The sequence below is a fragment of the Micromonospora sp. NPDC048842 genome (genome assembly GCF_040649935.1).
Taxonomy (GTDB): Bacteria; Actinomycetota; Actinomycetes; order Mycobacteriales; family Micromonosporaceae; genus Micromonospora; species Micromonospora hortensis.
Window position 1 is genome coordinate 100,705 of record NZ_JBEZGK010000021.1, and the last position, 11,513, is coordinate 112,217.

At 74.0% G+C, this 11,513-nt stretch carries 9 protein-coding genes and 1 rRNA gene; 2 read left to right on the top strand and 8 right to left on the bottom strand.

Annotated elements, in window-relative coordinates:
• Positions 1–37 precede the first annotated feature (37 nt).
• From AB0C19_RS25485 to AB0C19_RS25505, 5 genes are all read right to left on the bottom strand, one after another.
• Positions 38–3,757, bottom strand: a complete 3,720-nt coding sequence (locus AB0C19_RS25485; protein ID WP_357189340.1) for a S8 family serine peptidase — start codon at positions 3,755–3,757, stop codon at positions 38–40.
• A gap of 158 nt (positions 3,758–3,915) precedes the next feature.
• Positions 3,916–4,800, bottom strand: a complete 885-nt coding sequence (locus AB0C19_RS25490) for an NAD kinase (RefSeq protein ID WP_196927235.1) — start codon at positions 4,798–4,800, stop codon at positions 3,916–3,918.
• A 109-nt stretch (positions 4,801–4,909) separates the two neighbouring features.
• A complete protein-coding gene (locus AB0C19_RS25495) occupies positions 4,910–5,770 on the bottom strand; it encodes a TlyA family RNA methyltransferase (protein WP_357189343.1) in 861 nt (286 codons plus the stop codon).
• A gap of 40 nt (positions 5,771–5,810) precedes the next feature.
• On the bottom strand, positions 5,811–5,993 hold the full coding sequence (locus AB0C19_RS25500; protein ID WP_357189345.1) for a hypothetical protein: 183 nt from the start codon (positions 5,991–5,993) through the stop codon (positions 5,811–5,813).
• A gap of 125 nt (positions 5,994–6,118) precedes the next feature.
• Positions 6,119–6,724, bottom strand: coding sequence for a hypothetical protein (locus AB0C19_RS25505; RefSeq protein ID WP_357189347.1), 606 nt, complete (start codon positions 6,722–6,724; stop codon positions 6,119–6,121).
• A 111-nt stretch (positions 6,725–6,835) separates the two neighbouring features.
• Here AB0C19_RS25505 and AB0C19_RS25510 point away from each other — a divergent pair, with 111 nt between their 5' ends.
• Complete coding sequence (locus tag AB0C19_RS25510) at positions 6,836–7,174, top strand: SCP2 sterol-binding domain-containing protein (protein WP_088947517.1); 339 nt, start codon at positions 6,836–6,838, stop codon at positions 7,172–7,174.
• Between the two features lie 12 nt (positions 7,175–7,186).
• Here the strand turns inward: AB0C19_RS25510 and AB0C19_RS25515 are convergent, their stop codons facing one another.
• Together AB0C19_RS25515 and AB0C19_RS25520 are read right to left on the bottom strand one after the other, a co-directional pair.
• Positions 7,187–8,218, bottom strand: coding sequence for an HAD-IIA family hydrolase (locus tag AB0C19_RS25515; protein ID WP_357189349.1), 1,032 nt, complete (start codon positions 8,216–8,218; stop codon positions 7,187–7,189).
• Positions 8,215–9,237: a hypothetical protein gene (locus AB0C19_RS25520; protein ID WP_357189351.1), complete on the bottom strand. Its 1,023-nt coding sequence runs from the start codon at positions 9,235–9,237 to the stop codon at positions 8,215–8,217. Before AB0C19_RS25520 ends, AB0C19_RS25515 begins: the two co-directional genes overlap by 4 nt.
• Here AB0C19_RS25520 and AB0C19_RS25525 point away from each other — a divergent pair.
• Positions 9,226–10,458, top strand: coding sequence for a hypothetical protein (locus AB0C19_RS25525; RefSeq protein ID WP_357189353.1), 1,233 nt, complete (start codon positions 9,226–9,228; stop codon positions 10,456–10,458). The genes AB0C19_RS25520 and AB0C19_RS25525 overlap by 12 nt on opposite strands.
• Before the next feature lie 966 nt (positions 10,459–11,424).
• On the opposite strand, the gene rrf is transcribed toward AB0C19_RS25525, so the two are convergent.
• Positions 11,425–11,513, bottom strand: a 5S ribosomal RNA gene (gene rrf, locus AB0C19_RS25530); the annotation flags it as partial.

The following is an 11,513-nucleotide window of genomic DNA, read 5'->3' on the forward strand; positions in this document are numbered from 1 at the left end:
GGCGGGGCGGGACGGCCAGGCCGCCCCGCCCGCCCGATCAGCGCAGCCCGTACGCCTGGAGCACCGTCTGGTCGACGGTGTTCCCGGCCCGGTCGGCGGCGTGCACCCGCAGCGACACCGTTCCGCGCCCCGCCGGCACCGTCGCGGTGTACCGGGTGCCCGACCCCGTGGTCGGCGCGTTGCGCCAGGTGACGCCCCCGTCGAAGGAGACCTGCACCCGGACGCCGGCACCCCTCGGCGCCGGCACCCCGGCCGGCTGCCGCAGGGTCAGCCCGAGCTGGTGCGGCCGGTTGCCGCGTACCGTGCCGCGCAGGTCGGCCGGCACCCGGTAGTCCACCTGGAGCAGCGACAACGCCGTGGCGGCGTCGCCCGCCGGTCGGGCCGAGGTGAACTCCCAGGCCGTGTCGGTCCGCGTGCCGTAACGCCACTCGGCCGAGGACCGCTGGGTGCTCACGTCCAGGCGGTAGCGGGCGCCCCCGGCGGTCGTGGGCACCGACGCCCAGCCGTCGGAGAGGTCCGCGATCTGCTGCCCGTTGCGGCTGACCCGTACCGTGACGGTGTCCGACTCCTCGCTCTCGCCGGCCACGCTGTAGTGCCCCTGGGCGTCGACGAACTCGGGCACCCGCAACTCCAGGTTGTCACCGGTGCGGGTGGGCACCGGCGCCCCACGGGCCGGGACGGCCGGGCGGAGCACCGGCGCGTGCCAGGTCTCGGTCACCCGGTCGTCGGCCGCGTAGCGCCGGGGCTGCTGGGTCAGACCACCGGCCAACTGCCCCCACTGCATGAACATCTGCTTGTGCAGCACCCGTTGCTGCCACCAGGAGTCCCCGGCGCTGACGAACTCCTGCCGGGTGGTGCCGTTGCGGACCATGCGCTGATCGTCGTTCCAGGCGTACTCCTGCCACGGACGCCAGCCGAACCGCTCCTCGGTGGCCCAACCCGCACCCATGTCGCCGTAGCTCGCTGTCACCTCGGCGGTGTTCTTCGCGGTCACCGTGTGCACGACACGCTCCGGCACCCGACCCTTCGACACCTGCCAGACGTCGTACAGGTACGGGCTGTCCACTGTCAGCGTCAGGTCCAGCGTCGCCCGACCCTTGCGCGCCGCCGCGGTCAGCCGCTGCCCGTCGTCGTACGCGACCACCATCGACGGAATCGGCAGCCGCTCTCCGGTGGGCCGCCAGACCGTCCACGCGCTCTGGTCCTCCGGCCGGACGACCAGCACCGCGGCGGCGCCGGCCGCCGCGGCGGCGGACACCTGCTCCTCCTCCGAGCGGTTCGGGTCGGCGCCGAGCAGCACGGCGGTGCCCCGCACCCGGGTCAGCTCGGCGGGGGTGCCGGTGCCGGCCCAGACCAGCGGCAGCTTCCGCCGACCGGTCGGCGCCGGCGACGTGCCCAGCAGGTTGATGTCCGACGGACCGGACACCCCGCTGATCGTCGCGTCCACCATGGGCGCGACGAGCTGCCACCGCGAGGCGAACTCGAACTCGCCCTGGCGCACCTGGCGGGTCGGTGTGACGTTGACCTGCTGAACGGTGCTGTAGGCCATCACGCCGTGGTCGATCTGCCGGCCATTGCCCAGCACCCGATGGACGTAGTAGCTGAGCGTGGCCCGCTGCTCGCTGGGCTTCGGCGTCTCGATCCGCACCGGCGTGCCCTTGCGCGCGTCGAGCACCACTGTCAGGTCCCGGTCGACTGTCACCTCCGGCTCGATGATCTGGGTCATCTGCTCGTCCAAGGGAACGCCGTGCGTCACCAGCGCGGTCAGCACGTACGTGCCCTCCTCGACCTCCAGGGTGCCCTCGCCACCCCACAGGCCCCAGAAGTCCGACTCGGGCTGCTCACCGAAGACTGTCAACCCCGGCGAGAGGCCCGGCTGACCCTGCCGGTCCAGCAGCTTGATGGTGAGGTGGTGCACGGGACCGCTGACGGTGAACGCGACAGCGGTGCGCACCGCGACGCCGTCCGCGCCTGTCGCCACCAGCCAGCCACTGTGCACACCCCGGTCCAACTTCGCCGGGTCCGCCCGCAGCGGCACGGCGACGCTGCCGCCGGCCGGCACTGTCACCTCGACGCCGCCGACCGCGACCCCGTCGGTCTCGGCCGCCCGGGTGTCCAGGTTGCGCAGCTCCAGGGCCAACCGCAGGGTCTGCGGGGCCGTGCCGCCGTTGGTGTACGTCACGGTCCGCTCGACCGCGGCACCGCCGGTGGAGATCCGACCGAAGTCTGCGGTGGCCGAGGCGTACACCCGCTGGCCGAGCGCCCGGGCCACGTCGACCCGACCACCGCCCTGCTCGAAGACGGTCAGCGCCGGGTTCGCCTTCGTGGTGCTGACCAGCGCGTCCTTGAGCTTCCCGGCCGGCCAGTCGGGGTGTTTCTGGGCGAGGATCGCCGCCGCTCCGGCCACGTGCGGCGTGGCCATCGAGGTGCCGGACGCGGTCGTGTACGCGTCGTCCACCGGCGTACCCATGGCGGTGCCGGCGGCCCGAGCGGCGACGATGCCGACGCCCGGCGCGGTGATCTCGGGCTTGAGGCCGTTGTCGCCGAGGCGCGGGCCCCGGCTGGAGAACTCCGCCAGGTTGTCGGCACGGTCCACAGCGCCGACGGTGAGCGCCGCCGCGGCCGCGCCGGGCGCGCCGACGGTACGCGCGGCGCCCGAGTTGCCGGCGGCGACAACGAACAGCGCACCGGTCTCAGCGGTCAGGTCGTTCACCGCCTGGCTCATCGGGTCGGTGCCGTCGGTCGGGTCGCCGCCGAGGCTCATGCTGACCACCTTCGCGCCGGAGTGGGCGGCCCACTCCATGCCCGCGATGATGGACGAGTCGTAGCCGGAGCCACCGTCGTCGAGCACCTTGCCGACCAGCAACCGCGCGCCCGGGGCGACGCCCTTGCGCAACCCGTCGGACGCCGCCCCGGTGCCGGCGATGGTGGCGGCCACGTGGGTGCCGTGGCCGTGCCCGTCGCGGGCGCTGCCGCTGCCGGAGAAGTCCTGCGCCTCGACGATCCGACCGGCCAGGTCGGGGTGGGTGGCGTCGACGCCGGTGTCGAGCACCGCCACCTTCACGCCGGCACCGTCGCGCCCGGCCGCCCAGGCCGTCGGGGCGCCGATCTGCGGCACGGAGTGCTCCAGCGCCGGGCGGACTCTCCCGTCCAACCAGATACGGGCGATGCCAGCACCCAGCCGGGGCGCGGCGGCAGTCGTGGTCCGGCTGGCCGGCGTACCGGCGAGCGTGGTCCACAGGTTGCCGAGGGCCCCCTTGCCGACCCGCAGCGCCGCGCCGTTGATGCTCTCCAACGGCCGGGCGTCGGTGGCACCGGCAAGCGGCTTGACCCGCCCGGCCGCCTGCTCCTGGTAGCGCACGATCAGTGGCAACGCGCCCTGCGCGGCGTCGCCGTATCCGTCGGCGGCCAACTCCTGCACGTCGAACAGGTTGGCGTCGAGGACCCCGCTCGAAACGTAGGGCAGGGCGTCGCTGGGCAGCACCCGCAGCCGGCCGTCGACCTCCACTGTCTGGAAGATGACGCGCTCGCGCCCGGGTCCCGGGCGGACGGTGGCGGCGACCCGGCCCGGCGCCGCGGGCGCGAGCTCGACCTGGTCGCCGGTGATCAGGGTGATGCGGACGGGTGCGTGCTGGGCGGGCGTGCCCGACGTCGGGCCGGTGGGCCGGGCGGGCGGGTCGGCGGACGCCGGTGCGGCGACGCCGACCACCAACGCGCCGACCGCGCCGACGGCGAGCCAGCGTGGGGACCAGTGCATGCGATGGGCTCCTCTACTCCTTAAGGCCCACCATCCGTAGACGAGGGCCGATCGGAGTCTGCGTCGGAGCGTGTCACCAGGTCACTAGTCGCCCACCGCCGCAGCGGCGACATGTCGCCAGGTGGACAACCCACGTCCACCGACAGTGTGTGCCACGGTCACCGGCGGCTGCCGCGCCAACCGTGCACCGGGAGGGCGAACTTGGCCACCAGCCGATCGGTGAACGGGCGGGGGCGCAACCGCACGATGCGCACCGGCAGGGCGCCCCGGCGCACCGTCACCCGCGCGCCAGGCGGCAGGTCGTAGACGCGCCGACCATCGCAGGAGAGCACGGCGAGGGTGGTGAACGGATCGACGGTGATCACGAAGGTGGACGTCGGGGCCGTCACCAACGGGCGGCTGAACAACGCGTGCGCGCTGATCGGCACCAGCAGCAGCGCCTCCACCTCCGGCCAGACCACCGGCCCGCCACCGGAGAACGCGTACGCGGTGGAGCCGGTGGGGGTGGCACAGACGACACCGTCGCAGCCGTAGCGCGACAGCGGCCGGCCGTCCACGTCGACGAGCAGCTCGAGCATCTGGGCCCGCTCGCCCTTCTCGATGCTGATCTCGTTGAGCGCCCAGGACTCGATGGTCGGCCCACCGTCGAACTCGGCCGTGACGTCGAGGGTCAGCCGCTCGTCGACCGTGTAGTTACGGCCGACGACGTCCCGGACGGCGGTGTCCAGGTCATCGATCTCCGCCTCCGCCAGGAAGCCCACCTTGCCGAGGTTGATGCCGAGCAGCGGCGCCTTCGCAGGCCGGGCCAGCTCGGCGGCGCGCAGGAAGGTGCCGTCCCCACCGAGCGCGAAGACGATCTCGGCGCCCTCGGCGGCCTGCGGGCCGGCGACCGGCACCACGCCAGGCAGGTCGAGGTCGTCGGCCTCGTCGGCGACCACCCGTACCTCGAAACCGGCGTCGATCAGGTCGGCGGCGACCGACCGGGCGTGCTCCGTGCTGCGCCGACGACCGGTGTGGGTCACCAGCAGCGCGGTCCGGCTCATCGGGCCACCCGCCCACGCCGGACCGGGCGGCGTCGCACCACCGACGCCGACACCTCGGCACGGCCGCGTGTCACCGCGTGGCCCGTTGCGGCGCCCTCACTGCGCGCGTTCACCCTGCGACCTCCTCCGCCGCCACGTCCGGCACCTCGCCGGCCGTCGTCGAGCCATCCGGCCCGGCCGCCACCACGGCCCGCACCCGCTCCGGGTCGGCCGCCGGTGCGCCCCGGCGCAACCATACGAAGAACTCCACGTTGCCGCTCGGCCCTGGCAGCGGGCTGGCCGCCACGTCGGCCAGCCCGAGACCGAGCCGCGCGGCCGCCGCAGCCACATCCAGCACCGCTTCGGCGCGCAGCTCCGGATCACGGACCACACCGCCGGCGCCGACCCGGTCCTTGCCGACCTCGAACTGCGGCTTGACCATCAACGCCAGGTCACCGTCGTCGCGGGTGCAGCCGGCCAACGCCGGCAGCACCAGCCGCAACGAGATGAACGACAGATCCGCCACAGTGAGGTCGACCTGGCCACCGATCGCGTCAGCATCGAGGGTACGGACATTCGTGCGCTCCAGGACGCGGACCCGCTCGTTCGTGCGCAGCGGCCAGGCGAGCTGCCCGTAGCCGACGTCCACGGCCACCACCTCGGCCGCGTCGGCGCGCAGCAGCACGTCGGTGAACCCACCTGTCGACGCTCCCGCGTCCAGGCAACGCCGCCCGGCCACGTGCAGCCCACCGGGGGCGAACGCGGCCAGCGCGCCGGCGAGCTTGTGCCCACCCCGGGAGACGTACTCCTCGGCCGGGTCCGCACCGGTCACCAGGAGCGGGTCGGCGGGGTCGACCATCGCGGCCGCCTTGCGGGCGACCACGCCCCGCAGTTGGACCCGGCCGGCCTCCACCAACGCGGCGGCCTGCTCACGGGAGCGGGCCAGACCGCGGCGGACGAGTTCGGCGTCCAGCCGGTTACGACGTGCCATGCGTGTGGTTCTCCGGTCTGCTCAGGCCTGGTCGTCCCGCTCAGGTCTGGTCGATGGTGGCGAGGGTTTCCCGCAGCGTCTCGTAGGCCGCCTCGTACTGGGCGATCTGGTCGGCCGGAGCGAGCGTCGCCGCGTTGGCGATGGCCCGCACGGCGGCGTCCACCGCCGGATGCCGTGTCTCGTCGTCCCCGAGATCCGGCGGCGGCCCGGGGCGGACACCCACCGGCGGACCGGGCCGGGCCGGGGAAGAGCCGCCAGCCGGCGGACCGGGCCGGGTCGGGAAGGACCCGCCGGCCGGCGGACCGGGCCGGGTCGGGAAGGACCCGCCGGCCGGCGGACCGGGCCGGGTCATTCGGCGTCGTCCGGCCGCTGCCTGCGAATCGCCGCCTTCTTGGCCGGCATCACGGCCGGCGTCGGGACGTCCTCGTCGGCCGTCGGGCTGATCGTCGCCGGCGGCTTCGTGGCGATGGCCTTCTTCGCCACGGCCTTCTTGGCGATGGCCTTCTTCGCCACGGCCTTCTTGGCCACCGGCGCGGAGACCGGGGCACCGGCCGAGGCGTCGGACGGCACGAGACCGGCGCCGGGCCGCGCGGCGACGGTCGGGTCGGGTTGTGGCCTGGGGCCGGCGGGCGGCGCGTCCGCCGACTCGGTGGACCGCGCCTCCCGCAGCTGCCGTTCCAGGTCGTGCACCCGCCGGGTCAGCTCGGCCACCTCGTCGGCGGTGGCCAGACCGACAGCGCCGAGAGCCCGGTCGACCTCGAAGCGGACCAGCTTGGTCAGCGCCTCCCGGTTGGCGGCGCCGGTGGTGACCAGTTCCTCGCCGAGGGCCTGGAGTTGGGCGGCGGTCGCGCCGCCGGAGCCGACGAGGCGACGTGCCACGTCCTGGGCCTTCTTCCGGGGCGCCTCCGCAAGGCCCATGGCCAGCTCGAGGTAGGCGCGCCACGCGTCCTGCATGCCTGAGTCCTTCCACGGGGCGGGGTGTGCAGGTGTCACGCTACCGGGCACCCCCGACCGACCCGTGCGGTACGGTGCCGAGGACGGCGTGGCGATCAGCGAGGGGGAGATGTGGCCAGCGTGGACGAGTGCCGGCAGGCGTTGCAGGAGCTGGCCGCCCGGTTGGATCGCAACGCCGAGACGGTACGCGAACGGATCGACCTGGACCGGACGCTGGCCTGCCGAATCACCGACCTGGACACCGCGTTCCACGGCCGGATCACCGGCGGCCGACTGGTCGAGCTGACCGACGGCGACGACCCCAAGGCCAAGATCGCGCTGAGCACGTCCAGCGACGACCTGCTCGCCCTGGTCCGCGGCGACCTGGACGTCACCAGCGCGGTGACCTCCCGCCGGGTGTCGATCAAGGCCAACCCGTTCGACCTGCTCAAGCTGCGCAAGCTGCTCTGACGACCGTTCGGCTCACGCCGCCGCGGTCAGACCGAAACTCTCCACCGCGTGGGCCGCGTCCGGGCCCACCGGGCGGATCTTCGGCAGCGCCGGCACGGGCGCCGACCAGGCCACCGCGCAGAGCGCCGCCAGGGCGTCCAGCGGTCGACCGGCCCCGGCCAGCTCCAGCGTGCCGTCCCGGTCGGTCACGGACCAGCCGCCAGCGTCCGCAAGGCCCGGGACCCGCACGGCGGCAGCCGGGTCGAAGAGCCCCGCCAGGTCTCTCGCGACGTACGTGGGACGTCGCCGCGGCTCGGCGGCCAGCAGCTCCGGTACACCGCTGACGCCGGTGAGCACGAGCAGGCTGTCCAGCCCGGCCCGGCGCGCGCCCTCGATGTCGGTGTCCAGCCGGTCACCCACCACCAGGCTCCGCCCACCGCCACTGCGCTTGGCGGCGGTCTCGAACAACGCCGGCTCCGGCTTGCCGACCACCACGTCGGGGTCCCGCTCCAGTGCCGTACGCAGCACGGCGACCAGCGACCCGTTGCCGGGCAGCGGTCCCCGCCCACTGGGCAGGGTCCGATCGGTGTTGGTGGCGATCCAGATCGCACCCGCCCGTACCGCCACCGACGCTTCGGCCAGCTCGGCCCAGCCGACCTGCGGGCCGTACCCCTGCACGACCGCCGCCGGCTTCTCATCGGCCTGGGTGACCGGGTTCAGGCCGACCGCTCGCAGCTCCGCGCGCAGCGCCTCCGCGCCGACCACCAGCACCGACGCGCCGGCGGGCAGCCGGTCGCGCAACAACTCGGCCGAGGCGGCCGCGGAGGTGAGGACCTCCTCCGGCCGGGCCGGCACTCCCATCCCGGTCAGCAGGTCCGCGACCTCGCTGGACCGGCGGGACGCGTTGTTGGTGGCGTACGCCACCGCCCGTCCCTCCGCGTGCAGCCGGGCCACCGCGTCGACGGCGCCGGGGATCGGCCGGTCGATCAGGTAGATCACGCCGTCCAGGTCGAAGACGACCAGGGTGTACCCGTCGACCAGCCGCTCCCCCACGCCCGCGCTCACCGCTGCGTCGACCCCGACTCGTCATCCCGGGCCGGCACGGTCCCGTCGCCGTTCGCCGCGTCCCCGTCCGTCACGCCGCTGTCGCCAGTGGTGGCCGCGTCGGCGTTGCCGCTTCCGGTGGGGTGACGGTCCTCGTCCTCGTCGTCGAAGCCTTCGTCGTCAGCGGGAGGGCCGACAGCGTCGTCCTCCTCGTCGTCGTCGAAGTCCTCGTCATCGTCATCGTCGTCGTCGTCGTCATCGTCGTCATCGTCGTCATCGTCGTCATCGTCGTCATCGTCGTCATCGTCGTCGTCGTCGTCGTCATCGTCGTCGTCGTCGTCGACATCGTCGTCGTCGTCGTCGTTCGTGTCGGTGGCCAGGTCAGCGTCGGGTCGGGCCGGCACCGCACCGGGAGCGCCCGGGCCAGCGGCGATCTCCTCGGCGGCCTCGTCCTCCTCGTCACCCTCGATGACCACGCCGTCGAGTTCGAGCAACCGCTCGGCGGCGTCGGTCTCGCCCTCGGTGTCCACGTCGGCAGCGCGGGAGAACCATTCGCGGGCCTCCTCGCGCCGACCCACAGCGAGCAGCGCGTCGGCGTACGCGTAGCGCAGTCGGGCCGTCCACGGCACGGTGGCCTCGTTGGTGAGGTCCGGAACCTGGAGCATCGCGACCGCGGCGTCCTTCTGCCCGAGGTCACCCCGCGCGCCGGCGGCGACGATCAGCAGTTCGATCGCCACGGCCTGGTCCAGCTTCTCCCGGTCCGCGCCACGGAACAGGTCAATGGCCCGCTCCGGCCGGCCGAGAGCCCGCTCGCAGTCCGCGAGCACGGCCAGGTGGCTCTGCAATCCGCTCATCCGGTGGTACGTGCGCAGCTCGGCGATCGCCGACTGCCACTCCCCCGCGCGGTACGCGGCCAGGCCGACCGCCTCGCGGACAGCGGAGATGCGCGACGCGAGCCGCCGGGCGGCCAGCGCGTGCGCCAACGCCTCGGCCGGGTCCTCGTCGATCAGCTGCCCAGTGGCGACCAGGTGCCGGGCCACCGTCTCGGCGACCGGCTTGTTCAGCGAGAGCAGCTCAGCGCGGACGTCCTTGTCGAGGTCGGTCGCGACAATGTCGTCCGGCAGCGCCGGGGCCGAGCTACGCCCGCCCTCGGACGACTCGGAGCCACCCGCGCGGTCATCGCGACGGAACTCCCCCTCGCGACGCGGCCGCTCGTCGGACCGGAAACCCCCGGTACGCTCTCCGCCCCGGTAGCCGCCCTCGCGGTCACCGCCCCGGAAACCACCCTCACGGGGCGCGCTGGAACGCGAACCGTCGCGGTCACCGCCCCGGAAACCGCCCTCACGACGGTCGCCGCCCCGGAAGCCACCCTCACGGGGAGCGCCGGAACGCGAGCCATCACGGTCGCCGCCCCGGAAGCCACCCTCACGGGGAGCGCCGGAACGCGAGCCATCACGGTCGCCGCCCCGGAAACCGCCGTCACGGGGCGCGCTGGAACGCGAGCCATCCCGATCGCCGCCACGGAAGCCACCTTCGCGCGGCGGGCCCGAGCGAGTGCGGTCACCGCCCTGGTAACCGCCCTCACGACGGTCACCACCACGGAAACCACCATCGCGGTCACCACCGCGGAAGCCACCCTCACGGGGAGCGCCCGAGCGCGAACCGTCCCGGTCACCGCCCCGGAAGCCACCCTCACGGGGCGCGCTGGAACGCGAGCTGTCACGGTCGCCGCCCCGGAAGCCACCTTCGCGACGGTCACCGCCGCGGAAACCACCGTCGCGGTCGCCACCACGGAAGCCACCCTCGCGCGGCGGGCCCGAGCGAGTCCGGTCCCCACCCTGGTAACCGCCCTCACGACGGTCACCACCACGGAAACCACCTTCACGGGGGGCGCTGGAACGCGAGCCATCGCGGTCACCACCACGGAAACCACCCTCACGGGGAGCGCCCGAGCGCGAACCGTCACGGTCACCGCCCCGGAAGCCGCCTTCGCGACGGTCACCGCCGCGGAAGCCACCGTCGCGGTCACCACCGCGGAAACCGCCCTCACGGGGAGCGCTCGAACGCGAGCCATCCCGATCGCCGCCACGGAAACCGCCCTCACGGGGGGCGCTGGAACGCGAGCTGTCTCGGTCGCCGCCACGGAAGCCACCGTCGCGGTCGCCACCGCGGAAGCCGCCTTCGCGACGGTCACCGCCCCGGAAACCACCGTCGCGGTCACCACCGCGGAAGCCGCCCTCACGGGGAGCGCTCGAACGTGAGCCATCTCGATCGCCGCCACGGAAGCCACCCTCGCGACGGTCGCCACCACGGAAACCGCCGTCGCGGTCACCGCCACGGAAACCACCCTCGCGCGGCGGGCCGGAGCGAGTGCGGTCACCACCCTGGTAACCGCCCTCACGACGGTCGCCGCCACGGAAGCCACCCTCACGGGGAGCGCCCGAGCGCGAACCGTCACGGTCGCCGCCCCGGAAACCACCCTCACGACGGTCGCCGCCACGGAAACCGCCATCGCGGTCACCGCCACGGAAGCCACCCTCACGGGGAGCGCTGGAACGAGAACCGTCGCGGTCGCCGCCACGGTAGCCACCCTCGCGGGGAGCACCGGACCGGAAACCGCCCTCACGCGGAGCGCTGGAACGCGACCCGTCACGGTCGCCGCCACGGTAGCCACCTTCGCGCGGAGCGCTGGAACGCGACCCGTCACGGTCGCCACCACGGTAGCCACCCTCGCGCGGAGCGCTGGAACGCGACCCGTCACGGTCGCCACCACGGTAGCCACCCTCGCGCGGAGCGCTGGAACGCGAGCCGTCGCGGTCGCCGCCACGGAAACCACCCTCGCGCGGAGCGCTGGAACGCGAGCCGTCGCGGTCGCCGCCACGGAAACCACCCTCGCGGCGGTCGCCGCCGCGGTAGCCGCCCTCACGGGGGGCGCTGGAGCGCGAGCTGTCCCGGTCACCAGAACGGGAGCCAGAGTCGCGGCCGCCGGCGTATCCGCCTCGGGCGCCGCCGCTGTCACGGTCTCCCCGGTGCGGGGGCCGGCCTTGGTCATCGCGGCGCGGGCCGCGGTCGCTTCCGCCCGCACCGTCAGTACGGTCTTCGTAACGACGGGGACGGTCTCCGCCCTGCGGTCCTGAACTCACAGGTACATCCTTCCTGATTGCGCCACCAATGGCGCTACGCAGTCGAGGGCCGACCCTGATGGGGCGGCCCTCGACTGGAAGATTGTCCGGCGGCGTCCTACTCTCCCACACCCTCACGAGTGCAGTACCATCGGCGCTGGAGGGCTTAGCTTCCGGGTTCGGAATGTAACCGG